This window comes from Micromonospora sp. NPDC007208, from assembly GCF_042869175.1.
GTDB lineage: Bacteria > Actinomycetota > Actinomycetes > Mycobacteriales > Micromonosporaceae > Micromonospora > Micromonospora foliorum.
Window position 1 is genome coordinate 101402 of the sequence record NZ_JBIAFG010000008.1, and the last position, 18163, is coordinate 119564.

General features: G+C 72.2%; 15 protein-coding genes and 1 tRNA gene. 5 read left to right on the plus strand and 11 right to left on the minus strand.

Annotated elements, in window-relative coordinates; genetic code table 11:
* Window positions 1-48: 48 nt before the first annotated feature.
* The 3 genes from ACFYL6_RS18080 to ACFYL6_RS18090 all read right to left on the minus strand — a co-directional run bounded on the left by ACFYL6_RS18080 (window position 49) and on the right by ACFYL6_RS18090 (window position 2802).
* Window positions 49-1029, minus strand: a complete 981-nt coding sequence (locus ACFYL6_RS18080; RefSeq protein WP_030329105.1) for a ribose-phosphate diphosphokinase — start codon at window positions 1027-1029, stop codon at window positions 49-51.
* 58 nt (window positions 1030-1087) lie between these two features.
* A complete protein-coding gene (glmU, locus tag ACFYL6_RS18085; protein ID WP_387172403.1) occupies window positions 1088-2620 on the minus strand; it encodes a bifunctional UDP-N-acetylglucosamine diphosphorylase/glucosamine-1-phosphate N-acetyltransferase GlmU in 1533 nt (510 codons plus the stop codon).
* A gap of 110 nt (window positions 2621-2730) precedes the next feature.
* Window positions 2731-2802: transfer RNA gene (locus ACFYL6_RS18090), tRNA-Gln, on the minus strand.
* Window positions 2803-3115: 313 nt separating this feature from the next.
* Between ACFYL6_RS18090 and ACFYL6_RS18095 the strand changes: the two genes are divergently transcribed.
* Window positions 3116-4081: an acyl-CoA desaturase gene (locus ACFYL6_RS18095; RefSeq protein WP_387172405.1), complete on the plus strand. Its 966-nt coding sequence runs from the start codon at window positions 3116-3118 to the stop codon at window positions 4079-4081.
* Between the two features lie 224 nt (window positions 4082-4305).
* Window positions 4306-5004, plus strand: a complete 699-nt coding sequence (locus tag ACFYL6_RS18100) for a TetR family transcriptional regulator (RefSeq protein WP_387172407.1) — start codon at window positions 4306-4308, stop codon at window positions 5002-5004.
* Between the two features lie 6 nt (window positions 5005-5010).
* Here ACFYL6_RS18100 and ACFYL6_RS18105 read toward each other — a convergent pair whose 3' ends face one another.
* From ACFYL6_RS18105 to ACFYL6_RS18130, 6 genes are all read right to left on the minus strand, one after another.
* Window positions 5011-5487 (minus strand): DUF4383 domain-containing protein, encoded by a 477-nt coding sequence (locus ACFYL6_RS18105; RefSeq protein ID WP_387172409.1) that lies wholly within the window; start codon window positions 5485-5487, stop codon window positions 5011-5013.
* 200 nt (window positions 5488-5687) lie between these two features.
* A complete protein-coding gene (locus ACFYL6_RS18110) occupies window positions 5688-6143 on the minus strand; it encodes a DUF4383 domain-containing protein (RefSeq protein WP_387172410.1) in 456 nt (151 codons plus the stop codon).
* A 100-nt stretch (window positions 6144-6243) separates the two neighbouring features.
* A complete protein-coding gene (locus ACFYL6_RS18115) occupies window positions 6244-8049 on the minus strand; it encodes an ABC-F family ATP-binding cassette domain-containing protein (protein WP_387172412.1) in 1806 nt (601 codons plus the stop codon).
* 120 nt (window positions 8050-8169) lie between these two features.
* Window positions 8170-9117: a 4-(cytidine 5'-diphospho)-2-C-methyl-D-erythritol kinase gene (locus ACFYL6_RS18120; RefSeq protein WP_387172414.1), complete on the minus strand. Its 948-nt coding sequence runs from the start codon at window positions 9115-9117 to the stop codon at window positions 8170-8172.
* An 86-nt stretch (window positions 9118-9203) separates the two neighbouring features.
* Window positions 9204-10073, minus strand: coding sequence for a 16S rRNA (adenine(1518)-N(6)/adenine(1519)-N(6))-dimethyltransferase RsmA (gene rsmA, locus ACFYL6_RS18125; RefSeq protein ID WP_387172415.1), 870 nt, complete (start codon window positions 10071-10073; stop codon window positions 9204-9206).
* A 46-nt stretch (window positions 10074-10119) separates the two neighbouring features.
* On the minus strand, window positions 10120-11019 hold the full coding sequence (locus ACFYL6_RS18130; protein ID WP_196920976.1) for a TatD family hydrolase: 900 nt from the start codon (window positions 11017-11019) through the stop codon (window positions 10120-10122).
* A gap of 129 nt (window positions 11020-11148) precedes the next feature.
* On the opposite strand from ACFYL6_RS18130, the gene ACFYL6_RS18135 reads away from it, so the two are divergent.
* Window positions 11149-12396, plus strand: a complete 1248-nt coding sequence (locus ACFYL6_RS18135) for a hypothetical protein (RefSeq protein WP_387172417.1) — start codon at window positions 11149-11151, stop codon at window positions 12394-12396.
* 46 nt (window positions 12397-12442) lie between these two features.
* On the opposite strand, the gene metG is transcribed toward ACFYL6_RS18135, so the two are convergent.
* A complete protein-coding gene (metG, locus tag ACFYL6_RS18140) occupies window positions 12443-14245 on the minus strand; it encodes a methionine--tRNA ligase (protein WP_387172419.1) in 1803 nt (600 codons plus the stop codon).
* Window positions 14246-14394: 149 nt separating this feature from the next.
* Between metG and ACFYL6_RS18145 the strand changes: the two genes are divergently transcribed.
* Complete coding sequence (locus ACFYL6_RS18145; RefSeq protein WP_387172421.1) at window positions 14395-15456, plus strand: hypothetical protein; 1062 nt, start codon at window positions 14395-14397, stop codon at window positions 15454-15456.
* A 31-nt stretch (window positions 15457-15487) separates the two neighbouring features.
* Here the strand turns inward: ACFYL6_RS18145 and rsmI are convergent, their stop codons facing one another.
* On the minus strand, window positions 15488-16327 hold the full coding sequence (rsmI, locus tag ACFYL6_RS18150; protein WP_274526812.1) for a 16S rRNA (cytidine(1402)-2'-O)-methyltransferase: 840 nt from the start codon (window positions 16325-16327) through the stop codon (window positions 15488-15490).
* 141 nt (window positions 16328-16468) lie between these two features.
* On the opposite strand from rsmI, the gene ACFYL6_RS18155 reads away from it, so the two are divergent.
* On the plus strand, window positions 16469-18130 hold the full coding sequence (locus tag ACFYL6_RS18155; protein WP_387172677.1) for a dolichyl-phosphate-mannose--protein mannosyltransferase: 1662 nt from the start codon (window positions 16469-16471) through the stop codon (window positions 18128-18130).
* Window positions 18131-18163 lie beyond the last annotated feature (33 nt).

Consider the following 18163-nt stretch of genomic DNA (forward strand, 5'->3'; position numbering starts at 1 on the left):
CAGCCCCGTTCCCACCAGCGTGTCAGGTGGCGGAAACGGGGCTCCAGCTCAGCTCAGGCCACCGAAGAGGGTGGTCACCGAGCCGTCGTCGAAGACCTCTCGGATCGCCCGCGCCAGCAGCGGCGCGATCGACAACACGGTGAGCTTGTCCAGCTGCTTCTCGGGCGGGAGCGGCAGGGTGTTCGTCACCACGATCTCGCTGATCGAGCTGTTCTTCAGCCGCTCGGTGGCCGGGTCGGAGAGCAGCGCGTGGGTGGACGCGACCACGATCTCCGCCGCGCCCGACTCCTTCAGGATGTCGGCGGCCTTGGCGATGGTGCCCCCGGTGTCGATCATGTCGTCGACGATCAGGCAGACCCGGCCCTCCACCTCACCGACCACCCGGTTCGCCACGACCTGGTTCGGCTTCATCGGGTCACGGGTCTTGTGGATGAACGCCAGCGGGCAGCCGCCCAGCCGGTCGGTCCACCGCTCGGCCACCCGTACCCGGCCCGAGTCCGGTGCCACCACGGTCATCGGCCGACCGGCGTACTTGTGCTCCACGTACTCGGCCAGGATGTCCATCGCGAAGAGGTGGTCCACCGGGCCGTCGAAGAAGCCCTGGATCTGCGCGGTGTGCAGGTCGACGGTGAGGATGCGGTTCGCGCCGGCGGTCTTCAGCAGGTCCGCGACCAGGCGGGCCGAGATCGGCTCCCGGCCGCGGTGCTTCTTGTCCTGGCGGGCGTACGGGTAGAACGGCAGCACCACGGTGATCCGCTTGGCCGACCCCCGCTTCAGCGCGTCCACCATGATCAGGGTCTCCATGACCCAGGTGTTCACCCCGTGCGTGACGGACTGCACCACGAAGGCGTCCGAACCACGCACCGAGTCCTTGAACCGTACGAAGATCTCGCCGTTGGCGAACTCGTACGCGTCGGCCGGGGTCGGCGCGACGCCGAGCACCTCGCCGATCTCCTTGGCCAACTCCGGAAAGCCACGTCCGGAAAAGAGCATCAGGCTTTTGCGGTTTTCGGCGACGATGCTGCCCATGGGCCCGTCTGCTCCCGTTATGTCGGCGGTACCCGACCCGGTGGTGGTGGGTCAGGGACTATTCGGTTGCAGTATCTCCCGCGCCGGATGCGCCGCCCACCGTCTCGGTCGCCCCGTGCATTGCCTCACTGTCGCTTGCGGCACCGGCCACCCCCGACGCACCCTTCGCGTCGCCGGCCCGCTGCGCCGCCTCCGCCGCGGCGGTGCCGGGGCGCCGCATGACCACCCAGCCCTCGATGTTGCGCTGGCGCGCCCGGGCGACACCCATCGCGCCTGCCGGCACGTCGTCGACGATCACCGAACCCGCCGCCGTGTACGCCCCGTCGCCCACCTCGACCGGCGCCACGAACATGTTGTCCGCACCGGTCCGCGCGTGGCTGCCGATCACCGTGCGGTGCTTGTTCACCCCGTCGTAGTTCACGAAGACCGACGCGGCACCGATGTTGGTCTGCTCGCCGATCGTCGCGTCGCCGACGTACGTCAGGTGCGGCACCTTCGCGCCGGCGCCGATCTGCGAGTTCTTCACCTCGACGAACGTGCCGACCTTCGCCTTCTCGGCCAGCTGGGCGGCCGGCCGCAGGTACGCGTACGGCCCGACGGTCGCGCCCGCGCCCACCTCGGCGCCGACGGCGTGGCTGCGGATCACCGACGCGGCGGGGCCGACGACGGTGTCGATCAGGGTGACGTCCGGCCCGATCAGCGCGCCCGCGCCGACCACCGTGCCGCCGCGCAACTGGGTGTTCTGGTCGACCACCGCGTCCCGGTCCAGTGCGACCGTCACGTCGATCCAGGTGGTGGCGGGGTCGAGCAGGCTGACCCCGGTGCGCATCCACGCCTCGTTGATCCGGTCGCGCAGCAGCCCGCGCAGCGTCGCCAGCTCCACCCGGTCGTTGCAGCCCAACGTCTCGACGTGGTCCGTGGCGACGTGCACCGCCACCGGCTCACCTGCCGAGCGGAGCAGGCCGAAGACGTCGGTGAGGTACTCCTCGCCCTGGTCGTTGTCGGTGGAGAGCTTGCCCAGCGCCTCGCGCAGCCGCACCGCGTCGAACGCGTAGATGCCGGCGTTGATCTCCCGAATCGCGCGCTGCGTCGCGTCGGCGTCGCGTTCCTCGACGATCTGCTCCAGGCGGCCGTCGGCGTCCCGGACGATCCGGCCGAGGCCGGTCGGGTCGGGCACCTCGGCGGCCAGCACGGTGGCCGCCGCGGCGGCCTCCTCGTGCGCGGTCACCAGCGCGCCGACCGTCTCGGGTCGCAGCAGCGGCACGTCCCCGTTGATCACCACGACCGTGCCGGCACCGTCCGGTACGGCGTCCAGCGCGATCCGCACGGCGTGCCCGGTGCCGAGTTGCTCGGCCTGGAGCACCGGCGTGGCGTCCGGGGCGACCTCGGACAGGTGCGCCCGGACCTGGTCGGCACCGTGTCCCACGACGACGACGGTGCGGTCCGCGCCGAGCGGGGCGGCGGCGCTCAGCACGTGGCCGAGAAGCGTCCGACCGAGCAGGGGGTGCAGCACCTTGGGCAGCGTCGACTTCATCCGCTTGCCCTCACCGGCGGCAAGTACGACGACGGTACGGAGGTGGGGCTGGGGCACGACGTGGCTCCCGTCGGGACGGCGGACACTCTCGCGGCCATGCTAGCCGCGGGGCCCGGCGCGTTCCCCTCTTACCCCCACCGGACCCTAAAACGGGCGTAGGTGGGCAGCTCGGCCGCCAGGGTTCGAACCTGAAATACGGGTACCAAAGACCCGGGTGTTGCCAATTACACCACGGCCGATCAGCGACGCGCGCACGTCGCACGAGGGATGGACATCCCGCCGCTACACCTTAGCGCCCCGACCGGCGGACGCCAGCGCTCATCCCGCCGCACCGCCAGCGGTCGGCGCCGTCGACGTCCCGGGGCGGACGACCCGCGTCCCGGCCGCCCCGATTACCGGACCTGTCAGGTGCTCACCGCCAGGGTGGCTGACCTGCGGCTTTGGGCGGCTACGCGAGGACGATTCGAAACTTCCCCGTGCGATCTACGGTGCCGTAAGTTACGGTGACGTAGGCGTAGCTTCGTGATCGTTACCATCCCCCTGCGAGGTCCCATGTCCACTGCTGTGCTCGATCCCAACACCGCCGGCCCCGGCCCCAAACCACTCACCGACGGCAGCCAGTCCCCCGGCATCCTGGCCGCCCTCTGGGCTTTCGTGGTGATCCCCTTCGTCGCCCTGCTGGTAGCCGTGCCAATGGCGTGGGGCGGCTGGCTGGGCTGGTCCGACGTGATCATCGGCCTGGTCTGGTACGTCGTCTCCGGACTCGGCATCACCGTCGGCTTCCACCGCTACTTCACGCACGGCTCGTTCAAGGCCAAGCGGTGGCTGCGGGTGACGCTGGCGGTCGCGGGTTCGCTGGCGGTGCAGGGCGAGATCATCCAGTGGGTCGCCGACCACCGGCGGCACCACGCCTTCTCCGACCTGGAGGGTGACCCGCACTCGCCGTGGCGCTTCGGCACCAGCTTCTGGGCGTTGACCCGGGGCCTGTTCCACGCACACGTGGGCTGGCTGTTCCGCCGGGAGCTGTCCAACCGCGAGCGTTTCGCACCGGACCTCATCGCCGACCGGGACATCAGCCGGGTCGACCGGCTCTTCCCCGCGCTGGTGGCCATCTCGCTGCTCGGCCCGGCGCTGATCGGCGGCCTGGTGACCTGGTCCTGGCAGGGTGCGCTGACCGCGTTCTTCTGGGCCGGGCTGGTCCGGATCGGCCTCCTGCACCACGTCACCTGGGCGATCAACTCGGTGTGCCACGTCTACGGCGAGCGTCCGTTCGCGATGCGCCAGGGCGACCGCGCGTCGAACTTCTGGCCGCTGGCGATCCTGTCGTTCGGCGAGAGCTGGCACAACCTGCACCACGCCGACCCGACCAGCGCCCGGCATGGCGTACTGCGCGGTCAGGTGGACATCTCCGCCCGGGTGATCTGGTTGTTCGAGAAGGTCGGCGCGGCGACGCAGGTGCGCTGGCCGAAGCCGGAGCGCCTCGCCGCCAAGCTCGTGAAGCCGGTCGCACCCCGCTGAAACCGGGCGGTGCACCGGGTTGCCGCCTGGCAGGATGGCCGGATGACCGAGCCATACGGGGGGACCGGGCGGCTCGGCGGACGGGGGGCCGCGCCGGATCCGGGTACGGTCGAACGGCGCGGCAGGGCGGTCGGACCGCCCGACAGTGAGGCGACGACGTGAACGGGCACAGCGGAGGAACCATTCCACGGCAGGGCGTCACCGAGCGCCAGCAAGGTGGCGACATGCCTGAGGTCAGCGACGACGCGGGGGCGGGTGTCGGCGGCCGACGGGTGACGCCAGCGGCGGCTCCGAAGGCCAAAGCGCCCTCCCGGGTCCGCATGTCGGCGGCCCAGCGACGGGAGCAGTTGATCGCGACCGGCCGGCAACTCTTCGCCGAGCGTGGTTTCGACGCCACCTCGATCGAGGAGGTGGCGGCCCGCGCCAAGGTCTCCAAGCCGGTGGTGTACGAGCACTTCGGTGGCAAGGAAGGGCTCTACGCGGTGGTGGTGGACCGGGAGGTCCGGGCCCTACTTGACCGGATCACCACGGCGTTGACCGCCGGGCACCCGCGGGAGCTGCTGGAACAGGCGGCGCTGGCCCTGCTGACCTACATCGAGGAGGAGACCAGCGGTTTCCGGGTGCTGGTCCGCGAGTCGCCGCTGATGTCCGGCACGGCCACCTTCAGCAGCGTCATGAACGATGTGGCGCACCAGGTCGAGCACATCCTGGGCGCCGAGTACAAGAGCCGCGGGTACGACCCGAAGCTCGCCGAGCTGTACTCGCAGGCGCTGGTCGGCATGGTGGCGTTGACCGGCCGCTGGTGGTTGGAGGTGCGTAAGCCGCGCAAGGAGACGGTGGCGGCGCACCTCGTCAACCTGGCCTGGAACGGGTTGTCGCACCTGGAGGCGAAGCCGACGCTGATCACCGCGCGGCGTCACTGACCTCTATCAGCGGCGGTGCACGTCGGCCACCGGGTGCTTGCGGTGCTCCAACTCCGCCTCGGCGGACTCCGGTGGACCGACCTTGTCGTAGAGACCGGTGCCGAGCAGGATCAGGCCGAACAGCATCGACACGACCACTGTCGACATCGAGAAGTTGAGGAAGTTCGCCTCGGTCTGCAGCACCGACATCATCAGGATGCTGGTCACCAGGAACACCACGCCGGCGGTGAGGTTCATGTAGTGGCCGAGGTTGGTGCGCCGCGACGCCCCGATGATCAGGACGATCCCGAAGATCACCGAGGCGAGCGAGAAGGCCAGGTTGGTCCGGAGCCCGAGGGCCCAGGTGCTGCTGCGGTCAAAGAGCGGGTCGCCGATCGTCTCGGCGACACCCCAGACGCCGAAGACCAGGATGTAGACGCCGATCAGCCCGGAGAGGACCCGGTAGAGCGGCCGTGCCGGATGGTTAACCGGAAAATGCGGCATAGCCCAGACCCCCAAGATGACCGTTTCAGGGGAATTGTCACCCAAGGCAGAACCGACTGTCCGCAGAACCACAAAGCCGACGGGTCCGCCGAATGGCTGGACCAGGTGAGGTTTTCGCCGGAGCCCGAGCTGCGCAGGGATCAAGCCTGACCGCCCGGAGCAGCTCGGGCTCCGGCGAAAACCACCGCCGCAACCAAGGGTCAGAGAACGAGACGAGCCTTCTGGAACGCCTCGGCCTCGTCCTCCGTGCCGACCTTGCCGTACATGCCGACCATGAGCAGCACCAGGGCGGCCGTCATCACCACGATCACGGTGGTGATGCTGAAGTTGAAGATGTTGGCGTCGGTCCGGATGAACGCGAGACCGGCGAGGCTGACCACCATGAGGCTGTACGCCAGCCACTGGTTGATCGCCACGTCGATGTTGCGGCCGAGCGCGGTGCCGACCAGCACGACGAGCCCGAGCAGCACGCTGAGCAGCGAGAAGCCGAGGTTGGTGCCCTGACCGAGGACCCGGGTGTCGTCCTGGGCGAGGATCTCGTTGCCGGTGCTCGCGATGATGCCGAGCACACCGAAGACGACCAGGTACAGACCGGTCAGCCCGCCGATCGCCCGGTAGATCGGCCGCGCGGGGTGGTTGACGGGGGTGTGTGCCATGTCTGTGTCTCCAACGCCGTGGGGTAGGTGTCGCCGACGATTGTCTCGCATGTGGTGGTGTGACGCCGCACACGGGGCCCGGGCCGGCGCGCCCGGCCGGTCAGCTCTCGGGCAGGTCCTCGGCGAGGGTCATCCAGCTCTCCTCGATCCGCTCCCGCTCGGCGCGCAGATCCTTGAGCTGGGTGTCCAACTCGGCGACCCGGGCGTAGTCGGTGGCGTCCGCCGCGAGCTGGTCGAGCAGCGTGGTCTCGCGCTGGTCGAGCTTGCTGAGCTGCCGCTCCAGCCGGGTCAGCTCCTTGCGGGCCTGACGGACCTCGGCGGCGGACATGCCACCTCCCGAGGGGGCGGCGGGCGCGGAGGTCGAGGTGACGCCCGCCCGGGGAGAGCCGGCCCGTTCGGCGGTCCGCGCGAGGTACTCGTCCACGCCGCCCGGCAGGTGCACCAGCCGACCGTCGCCGAACATCCCGTACGCGGTGTCGGTGACCCGCTCGATCAGGTACCGGTCGTGGCTGGCCACGATGATCGTGCCGGGCCACGAGTCGAGCAGATCCTCCAGCGAGGCGAGGGTGTCCGTGTCCAGGTCGTTGGTGGGCTCGTCGAAGAGCAGCACGTTGGGCTCGCCGGCCAGCAGCCGCAGCATCTGCAACCGGCGGCGTTCCCCACCGGAGAGGTCACTGACCGGGGTCCAGAGCCGGCGGTCGTCGAAGCCGAACACCTCGGCGAGCTGCGCGGCGGAGACCTCCCGGTCCCCGAGCTGGACCCGGCGGGCGACCTCCTCCACCGCTTCCAGCACCCGCAGGTGCCCGGGCAGTTCGGTGAGCTCCTGGGAGAGGAAGGCGGGCCGCACGGTGGAGCCGGTGCCGAGGCGGCCACCATCGGGGCGGGTGATGCCGGCGAGCATCCGCAGCAGCGTGGTCTTGCCGGCGCCGTTCGCGCCGAGGATGGCGATCCGGTCGCCGGGGCCGACCAGCCAGGTGACGTCGCGCAGGATCTCCTTCGGGCCGGCGTGCAGCTCGACGTTCTCCAGGTCGTACACCTGCTTGCCGAGCCGGGAGGTGGCCATGCGCTGCAACGACATGGTGTCGCGGGCCGGCGGCACGTCGGCGATCAACGCGTTCGCGGCGTCGATGCGGAACTGCGGCTTGGAGGTCCGGGCCGGCGGCCCACGGCGCAGCCAGGCGATCTCCTTGCGGAGCAGGTTCTGCCGGCGGGCCTCGGTGGCGGCGGCGACCCGCTCGCGTTCGGCGCGGGCGAGGGTCCAGGCGGCGAAGCCCCCCTCATAGGCGCGGACGGTCTGGTCGGCGACCTCCCAGGTGGTGGTGCAGACCGCGTCCAGGAACCACCGGTCGTGGGTGACCACGACCAGGGCGCCCTTGCGGCCGACCAGGTGCCGGGCCAGCCAGTCGACACCGCCGACGTCCAGGTGGTTGGTGGGCTCGTCGAGGATGAGCAGGTCGGAGTCGCGGACGAGCAGCGCGGCGAGCGCCACCCGGCGACGTTCGCCACCGGACATCGGGCCGACCGGCTGGTCGAGGCCGAGGTGCGGCATGCCGAGGCCGTCGAGGATGGCCCGCACCCCGGCGTCGCCGGCCCACTCGTGCTCGGCGCCCATGCCCTCGGCGAGCCAGGCGGTGCCGAGCACCACGTCCCGGACGGTGGCCTCGGGGGCGAGGGTGAGCTGCTGGGGCAGCCAGAGCACGCGCAGGTCACGGCGGTGGGTCACCCGACCGTCGTCGGGGTCCTCCTGCTTGGTGAGCAGCCGCAGCAGGGTGGACTTGCCGGCGCCGTTGAGGCCGACCACGCCGATCCGGTCGGCGTCGTCCAGGCCGAGCGAGACGTCCGTGAGCAGCCGCCCGGCGGCGCCGTACCCCTTGGACACCCGGTCCAGATTGACGATGTTCGCCACGTTCCACCCTTCATGATCAAGGCGTCCCGGTGCCGGCGGGCACCTGGACGCCTGTCCCAAGGGTACGCGGACGCCCCGAACGCCCGCGCCGCGTGCCAGCAGCCCCGGTGGGACGCCTCGTCAGCCGACGCGGGCGCCGGCGACCGGACCGTGCGCGACCCGCGCCTCCCGGCAGACACCCGCGGCGGTCAGCTCGGCCGCGATCCGCTCCGCGTCGGCCGCGTCGGCGGCGAGAAACACGCAGGTCGGGCCGGAGCCGGAGACGATGCCGGTGAGCGCGCCGGCCGCCTCGCCGGCCTTGAGCGTGTCGGCCAGCGCCGGGCGCATGGCCAGCGCGGCGTCCTGGAGGTCGTTGCCGAGCGTACGGGCGAGCACCCGGGGGTCACGCTGGCGCAGCGCGCCCAGTAGGGCGTCGGTGCTGCCCAGCGGGGTGCCAGCGGCACCGGAGTCACGGAGCCGGTCCAGCTCGCGGTAGGCGGTCGGGGTGGACAGGCCGACGTCGGCGATCGCCACCACCCAGTGCCAGGAGGTGGGGCGGGCCAGCACGGGGCTGATCGCCTCACCCCGGCCGGTGCCCAGCGCGGTGCCACCGTAGATCAGGAACGGCACGTCGGAGCCGAGGTCGGCGGCGATGCCGGCCAGCTCGTCGCGGGACAGCCCGGTGCCCCAGAGCGCGTCGCAGGCCACCAGGGCGGCGGCCGCGTCGGCGCTGCCGCCGGCCAGCCCACCGGCGAGCGGGATCTGCTTGCGCAGGTGCAGTCGGGCGTGCGGCAGCACCCCCGCGTACCCGGCGAGGGCGTGCGCGGCGCGGATCACCAGGTTGGTGTCGTCCAGGGCCAGCTCGCCGGTGCCCTCACCCTCCATCGTCAGGGCGAGGGTGTCGCCCCGGCGGGCCGTCAGCTCGTCGTAGATCGAGATGGCGTGGTAGACCGTGTTCAGCTCGTGGTAGCCGTCCCGGCGCAGCGGGCCCACCCCGAGGTGCAGGTTGACCTTCGCGGGCACCCGCACCCGCACCGGGCCGATGGCCCCGCGTCGCTCGTCGTCGTCCGGTCGCCAGGCCTCGGTCACGGGGTGATGTCCCGCAGGTGCAGGCGGATGTCGAACGGCTTGGCCACGATCAGCTCCTCGGCGTCCTCGGCGGGCACGGCGTCAGCCTACTTCCCGGCCGGCGTACCGACCGGAGCCGACGCGGCGATGGCGGCGAACTGCTCGACGGTCAGTGACTCCCCACGGGCGCCGGGGTCGACGCCGGCGGCGGTGAGCGCCGCGGCGGCCCGGTCCGCGCCACCGGCCCAGCCGGCCAACGCGGCGCGCAGCGTCTTGCGGCGCTGCGCGAACGCCGCGTCCACCACGGCGAAGACCCGTTCCCGGGGTACGTCGGCGCGGGGCGGCTCGTGGCAGGTGAAGGCGACCAGGCCGGAGTCGACGTTGGGCACCGGCCAGAACACGTTCGGCGGCACCTTGCCGGCGCCCCGGGCCTGGGCGTACCAGGCGAGCTTCACCGACGGAATGCCGTACACCTTGGAACCGGGACCGGCGACGAGCCGGTCGGCGACCTCCTTCTGCACCATCACCAGGCCGTGTCGCAGGGTGGGCAGTACGGCGAGCAGGTGCAGCACCACCGGTACGGCCACGTTGTAGGGCAGGTTCGCCACCAGCGCGGTCGGCGGCGGGTCGGCCAGCTCGGCGGCGGAGATGCGCAGCGCGTCGGCGCGGTGCACGGTGAGCCGGGCGGCGTCGGCCCCGGCGTGCCGCGCGACGGTCTCCGGCAGCGCCCCGGCGAGCACCGGGTCGATCTCCACGGCGTGCACGTGCCCGGCGACCGGCAGCAGCCCCAGGGTCAGCGAGCCGAGACCGGGCCCCACCTCCAGGGCCACGTCGTCGGGGGTCAGGCCGGCGGCGGTGACGATCCGGCGCACGGTGTTCGGGTCGTGCACGAAGTTCTGGCCCAGCTTCTTGGTGGGCGCGACGCCCAGCCGGGCGGCGAGTTCCCGGATCTCCGCCGGGCCGAGGAGACCGGTCATGCCGGGCAGCGTACCGACGGGGTCCGCGCCGACCGTCGGGCCGGGCTCACCACGGGCCGAAGGCCCGGTCGCCGGTGGCGGAGATGGCCGCGCACAGCTCGTCCAGGTCGCTGCCGGTGGTCGCGGCGAGTGCCCGGACGGTGAGCGGGATGAGGTACGACGCGTTCGGCCGGCCGCGGTACGGCATCGGGGTGAGGTACGGGGCGTCGGTCTCCACAAGCATCTGGTCCACCGGGGTGAGCGCGGCGGCCTCGCGCAGTGCCGTCGCGCTGCCGAAGGTGACGGTGCCGGCGAAGCTCAGCAGGTAGCCGCGGCGGACGCACTCGCGGGCGAAGTCGGCGTCGCCGGAGAAGCAGTGCAGCACCACCCGGTCGGGAGCGCCCTCGTCGTCGAGGATCCGCAGCACGTCGGCGTGCGCGTCGCGGTCGTGGATCACCAACGTCTTGCCGTACCGCTTGGCGATGGCGATGTGCGCCCGGAAACTCTGCTCCTGCGCGGCACGCCCCTCGTCGCCGGTGCGGAAGAAGTCCATCCCGGTCTCGCCGATCCCCCGGACCCGGTCACGGGCGGCGAGTGACTCGATCTCCCGCAGCGCCTCGTCGAGGTCGCTCAGCCGCGGCGCCTCGTTGGGGTGCAGCGCCACGGTGGCCAGCACGGCGGGGTAGCGGTCGGCGGTGTCCGCGCCCCACCGGGAGGAGGCAACGTCCACGCCCACCTGGACCAGTCGGTCCACGCCGACCTTCGTGGCCAACGCGATGGCAACGGCGACCGGGTCGTCGGCCGGCCCGCCGCCGGGCACACCGGCCTCGCTGACCGTGATGTCCAGGTGGGTGTGGCTGTCCAGCACCGCCCGGGGCAGCGACTCGGGGGCGGGCGGAAACTCTCCGGCCCGCCGGGCGGCACGCTCGCGGCGGGATTCAGTGGGCTCGCTCATCAGCGACAGCATCACACACCGGGCCTGTCCATCTGCCCGCCACCCGACGTTCACCTCGACTACGCCGCGCGACTCTACGGTCACCAGCGACCGGACGCGACAGCGTGCGGACCTCATCCCACCGAGCAGGGAGGCGACGGCATGAGCGTCACCCCCCAGACCGGCGGCAGCGCTGGCGAACGGACCGGACTGCACGTGGCGTTCGGCGGCGGCGTGTACCCGGCCGAGGAACTCGCCCGAGGCGCCGCGTACGAGTTGTTCAGCACCGACGAGGTGGCCGGCTTCGAGTGGGCGCCCCGCCCGGGTAGCGCCCTGCCGTGGCGCCGCTTCGTGCACGTCACCGAGGTGACCGCGGTACACGGGGCGACGGAGCCGGCCGACGAGCCGGAGACGCCGCTGCTGATGCCCGCCCACCGCGAGCGGGGCTGGGCGTACCTGCACCAGCTCAGCCAGCAGCCGGCGGCGGCGGGCGACCCGATGCTGACGATGGCGCGCGCGTCGGCGGTGGTTCGGCGGGGCACCCGGATGATGAAGGTGCTCTCGGCCCAGCAGCTCGCCGGCTACGTACGGGGTTGGCTGCCGCACGGCTTCTGCTTCCGCGAGCACGACGTGGCGCACCTGCGTACGCCGGCGACGACGACGGTGCTGCGTACCGACGGTGACGCTGGCCGGGACGGCCCGGACGTGGCGTACGCGCTGCGCTGGCGCGCGTCCGACCCGGGCGACTACGACGTGCCGGTGGGCCCGGCACACCGCGGCCTGACCGCGTTGGCCTCCCGGGACCGGCTGGGCGCCCCGGTGCTGGGCACCGGCTTCGTGCCCAGCAATGGTCAGCTCATCCCGGAGTTCATCACCCGGGACTTCGCCGACCTGCCGATGCCGGCGAACGCCGCCCTCATCGCGTACCCGGCGGAGGGGGTGGAGGTGGTGCTGTACACCTACCAGGCCGAGCAGCGCGGGTGGCTGCGGATGGTGGGCCCGCAGTGGCGGCACCTGTTGGCCGCGGTGCCGGGCCTCTCCCCGGACCAGGAGTACGTGCCGAACGCCGACGCGCCCCGCTCCACCCAACTGGTCGGCATGTACGGCGACACCGAGTACGAGGCGGTCGCCGACCTGCCCGGCGGGTTCCGGGTGCTGGCGATGACCCGGGCGGCCCGTTACCCGGTGGACGCGGTGGCCCGCCGGGTCCGGTTCGCCCAGTGGCGGGGCGTGCCGTGCCTGGTGCTGCGGGAGGAGGCCGGCTGGCTGCGGGTACGCCTGCGCTACCCGAACCCGGACACCGTGGTCACCACCGGCGCGCAGTGTCAGGAACGTGGCATCTACGAGGCCTGGGCGCCCGGCGCCGAGGTGACCGACGACCAGGTGATGGACACCCGGTACGCGATGTGAGGGCGCGCGGCGGGCGGGGCACCCCGCCGCCGCGCGCGTCGTGCGTTCAGTCGGCCAGCCGGGCCAGTTCCTCGTCGACGATCGACGGGTCGAGCTTGCGGAACACCGGCTTCGGCACGGCCAGCGGCCGGCCCGCCTCGATCGGCACCGACTCCCAGCGCGCGCCGACGGTGTAGTCCCCGGTGAGCACCGGGTACGCCGGACCGCCGTCCAGGTCGTCGACCTGCTCGATCACCGGCATCGGCGCGTGGACGCCGGTGCCTCCGAGCAGCTCGTGCACCTGCTGCGCGGAGTGCGGCAGGAACGGGGTGAGCAGTGTGTTGGCATCGCTGATCACCTGGAGGGCGACGTGCAGGATGGTGCCCATCCGGGGCTTGTCCGCCTCGTCCTTGAGCTTCCAGGGCGCCTGCTCGGAGAGGTACCGGTTGGCCTCGGCGACGACCTTCATGGCCTCACCGATCGCCTGCTTCTGCCGGTGCCGGCCGATCAGGTCGCCGACCGTGGTGAAACCGGCCCGGGCGACGGCGAGCAGCGCCTCGTCGGCCTCGGTGAGCCCGGCCGGGTCGACCGGCGGGATCGCCCCGAAGTTCTTCGCGGCCATCGAGACGCACCGGTTGACCAGGTTGCCCCAGCCGGCGACCAACTCGTCGTTGTTGCGGCGAAGGAACTCGGCCCAGGTGAAGTCGGTGTCGTTGCTCTCCGGGCCGGCGGCGGCGATGAAGTACCGCAGCGCGTCGGCGTCGTAGCGCTCCAGGAAGTCGCGTACGTAGATGACCACCTTGCGGGACGACGAGAACTTGCGCCCCTCCATGGTCAGGTACTCGCTGGAGACCACCTCGGTGGGCAGGTTGAGCCGGCCCAGCTCGCCCGGCTCACCGTCGCGGGAACCCTCACCGGAGTATCCGGAGAGCAGCGCCGGCCAGATCACCGAGTGGAAGACGATGTTGTCCTTGCCCATGAAGTAGTAGGACTGGGAGTCCTTACCGGCACCGTCGGTGGACCACCACTTCCGCCACGCGTCGGGGTCACCGGAGCGGCGGGCCCACTCGATCGAGGCGGACAGGTAGCCGATGACGGCGTCGAACCACACGTAGATCCGCTTGTCCGACCGGTCGCGCCAGCCGTCGAGCGGGATCGGTACGCCCCACTCCAGGTCACGGGTGATCGCCCGGGGCTGGAGGTCGTCGAGCAGGTTGCGGGAGAACCGCAGCACGTTGGGCCGCCACCCCTCGCGGGTGTCCAGCCACTGCCGCAGCACGTCGGCCAGGGCCGGCAGGTCCAGGAAGAAGTGCTCGGTCTCGACGAACTTCGGAGTCTCCCCGTTGATCCGCGACTTCGGGTCGATCAGGTCGATCGGGTCGAGCTGGTTGCCGCAGTTGTCGCACTGGTCACCGCGGGCGCTGTCGTACCCGCAGATCGGGCAGGTGCCCTCGATGTAGCGGTCGGGCAGGGTGCGCCCGGTGGACGGGGAGATCGCCCCCATGGTGGTCTTCGGGACGATGTAGCCGTTGCGGTACATCCCCTCGAACAGCTCCTGCACCACCGCGTAGTGGTTGCGGGTGGTGGTGCGGGTGAACAGGTCGTAGGAGAGACCGAGGCCGTGCAGGTCCTCGACGATCACCCTGTTGTACCGGTCGGCCAACTCGCGCGGGGTCACCCCGTCGGCGTCGGCCTGCACCTGGATCGGGGTGCCGTGCTCGTCGGTGCCGGAGACCATGAGCACGTCGTGGCCGGCCATCCGCATGTACCGGGCGAAGACGTCGGAGGGAACGCCGAAACCGGAGACGTGGCCGATGTGGCGGGGGCCGTTGGCGTACGGCCAGGCCACTGCCGCGAGAACGTGACTCATGAGCAGTGAGCCTAGTGACCCGTCCGGGGCGTCCGCGAACCAATGGGGGGTGCCCGACCGGCGGACCGGGTCGACCAGCTCGCCCGTTGGTCCGATTTGTCGTCGACACGCGGCTCAGCTGCCCGTTTCACCTCCTGCAGCGGTGTGCAATGAACGTCGTGACGGGCAGAGGAGCGGCGCGGGACCACGAGGACCGTCCCACCGGACCGGGGGTCGGCGACGATCCGGAGCCCGAACCCGCCGTGCACCGGGTCACCGGGGTCGCGCCCCAGCCCCGGCTGGTCCCCGGCGCCGACCCGGGCGCGCAACGTCCCACCCCGGCGGGGAGGTCCGCTGCCCCGGCCCGCCCCACGCCGGCGGCGCCGTCGCCCACCCCGACCCGGCCGACCCCGGGGGCACCCGTACCCAGCCCGGCCCGGCCCGGCTCGGCGGGCGCGCCGACCGGATCGGCGTCGGCCGGTGCGGGGCCCGTCGAGGTGGAGCCGACGACCGGCGCGCCGGTGGACGCGGTGCCGCGTCGGGTGCCGGTCCGGCAGCAGGGCCCCCGGCAGCGGGACCACCGGCCCGACGGCGACCCGTCGGACGACGACGACGGCGCTTTCTGGGCACCGATCGAGCAGGTGCACTGGGACGGCACCCCGGTCCGCACGGACCCGGCACCGGCGCGGTTCCGCGGCTTCCGGCTGACGCGGCGCCGGGCACCCAGCCGTACGCCCCCACCGCCGGATCCGCTGCCCGGACTCGCCGCGCTGGTGATGCTGAGCCTGGTCGCGGCCTTCTTCGCCTGGGTCAGCGCCGGCCCGTTCTGGCTCGCGGTCGGGCACGCCCAAACGGGCACGGTGGTGATCGACGAGTGCTCCGGCGGCGGGCTCACCCAGCGGTGCCGGGGGATCTTCACGGCCGAGGACGGGCGGTTCATCGCCCATGGTGTGCGGGTCAGCGGCGTTCCCGTCGAGGGCAGCGCGGCCGGTACCCCGCTGCCGGCGCGGATGACCGGCCCGGACAGCGGCACCGCGTACGCGGACGTCGGCCTGAGCCGGCACCTGCGGTGGCTGCCCGGGCTGTTGGGGGTGCTGGGCTGCACCGCCGGCATCGTCCGGTGGACCGGATCGGCGCGGCTGCCCGGCCGCCGGCACCGCCGCTGGGCGGTGGCCGCCGCCATCGCCGGCCCCACGCTGATCACCGTCGGCTTCCTGGCCGCCGCGTGGTGAGCCCGCTGTCCGGCGGGCCCGACCACCTTGGTCAGCTGTGCACGATCGTGTAGACGTCCCGGCGGCGCAGCGCGTACTCGGTGGCGACGTCGGTGATGGCGTCCCGGCGGGACCGGCCGGCGGCCTCCCGCTCGGCGACGGCGGCGCGCAGGGTGTCGTCGTCGGGGCGTTCGGCGGCGGTCACCGGGGCTCCGGCCACCACCAGGGTGATCTCCCCGCGCGGGTCTCCCTCGGTGGCCCACCGGGCCAGCTCGCCGAGGGGACGGCGGAGCACCTCCTCGTAGGTCTTGGTGAGTTCGCGGCAGAGCGCGGCCGGCCGGTCCGCTCCGAACGTGTCGGCCAGGTCGGTGAGGGTCGCCCCGATCCGGTGCGGCGCCTCGAAGAAGACCAGGGTGCGCTCCTCGGCGGCGAGCGCGCGCAGCCGGGATCGGCGGCCGCCGCCGGTGCGGGGCAGGAAGCCCTCGAAGCAGAACCGGTCGCAGGGCAACCCGGAGACGGCCAGCGCGGTGGTGACCGCGCTCGGCCCGGGGGCGACGGTGACCGGCGCACCGACATCCAACGTGGCCCGGACCAGCCGGTAGCCGGGGTCGGAGACGCTCGGCATCCCTCCGTCGGTGACCAGCGCCACCACGTACCCGCCGAGGATGGCCTCGACCAGCTCGGGGGTGCGCCGCTCCTCGTTGCCCTCGAAGTAGGAGACGATCCGACCTCCGACGGTGAGGTCGAGATCGCGGGCCAACCGGGTGAGCCGGCGGGTGTCCTCGGCGGCGACCACGTCGGCGCTGATCAGCACCTCCCGGAGCCGGGCCGAGGCGTCGGCGGGGTTGCCGAGCGGAGCACCGAGCAGAATCAGGCGCCCAACTTCGGACATTTCACCCACGGATTCGTCTCCTTCATTGACTGGGAATACCGGTATCAGGGACGACGGACGCCGCCGGACACCTTGGCAGCCTACGATCGCCGGGTGACGAGTGCGTCGACAGCGCAGAGCCCGAGCGCCGATCCGGACAAGATGATCCAGGTGACGGGCGAGCCCGGTGCCACCCAGGAGCCGACGGCACCGAACGCCGAGGGTGGCGGGGTGGCCGCCGTGATCCGGCGACGGTTCGCCACCGTCGACACCCAGGCGGACCGGTTCTCCTGGCTCGCCACGGCAGTGGTGGTGGCCATCGCGGCGATCCTGCGCTTCGTCGGGCTGTCCAGCCCGAAGGGCAAGGTCTTCGACGAGACGTACTACGCCAAGGACGCCTACGGGCTGATCTCCCGTGGCGTGGAGTGGAACTACAAGGACAACGTCCCGTCGTACGTGGTGCACCCGCCGCTGGGCAAGTGGCTGATCGGCATCGGCGAGTGGGCCTTCGGCTATCAGGACGTCGAATCCAAGGTCTCCGTCCCCGGGCACCTGATGACCACCGCGCCGGCGTTCGGCTGGCGATTCTCGGCGGCCGTGATCGGCACGCTGTCGGTGCTACTGCTGGTCCGCATCGGTCGGCGGATGTTCCGCTCGACGGTGCTCGGCTGCGCGGCTGGCCTGCTGCTCGCCCTGGACGGCTTCCACCTGGTGCTGTCCCGCGCGGCGCTGCTCGACATCTTCCTGCTCTTCTTCGTGCTGGCCGCGTTCGGCGCGCTGGTGCTCGACCGGGACGCCCGCCGCCGGCGTTGGGCACGGGCTCTGGACGACGGGCTCGATCCGAGCCAGCCGGGCCGGGCCGGCCGGCCGCCGACCGGTTGGCGCACCTGGCCGTGGTGGCGGCTGGCCGCCGGGGTGTTGATCGGCTGCGCCTGTGCGGTGAAGTGGAGCGCTCTCTACTTCGTGCCGGCCTTCGCGCTGCTGGTGCTCTTCTGGGAGGTCGGCGTCCGCCGCTCGGCGGGGGTCCGCCGGCCCTGGCGGGACACACTCATCGACGAGCTGCCCTGGCTGGTGCTCGCGGGCGTGCTCATGGTGGGCACCTACGTCGCCACCTGGTCGGGCTGGCTGCTCACCGACGACGGCTACTACCGGCTCGCGTCGGCCTACCCGAGCGCCCCGCTCAGCGACCGCCCGGTGATCGGCCCGCTGATCAACCTCTTCGAATACCATCGCGCGGCGTACGGCTTCCACGCCCAGCTGGACGACGCGCACAAGTACCAGTCGTGGCCGTGGCAGTGGTTGCTGTTGGGCCGGCCGGTGGCGTTCCACTACGCCAGCAACGGCGTCTGCGGCGCGCCGAGCTGCGCCTCCGAGATTCTGCTGCTCGGCACCCCGCTGCTCTGGTGGTCGTTCCTGCCCGCCCTGGTGGCGCTGGTCTGGCTGGGTGTTGCGCGGCGGGACTGGCGGGCCGGCGCGATCCTGCTCACCGTGGCCGCCGGGCTGCTGCCGTGGTTCTGGTTCGCCCTCGACGGCCGGACGATGTTCTCGTTCTACGCCGCACCGGCGGTGCCGTTCCTGGTGCTGGCCGTGGTGTACGTGCTGGGCGCGCTGATCGCGCCCGCCGGGGGTGAGGTGGGTGCGATGGCGCCGCTGGTGCCCGGTGACCCGAGTTACGAACGCCGGCTGGTGGGCAGCATCGCGGCGGGGGCGTACGTGCTGCTGGTCGGGCTCTGCTTCGCGTACTTCTATCCGATCTTCGTCGGCCGGGTGATTCCGTACTCGGACTGGCTGTCCCGGATGTGGCTCGACGGTCGGTGGATATAAGCGTCGACAGGCGACGCGCCGCACAGCGCGACG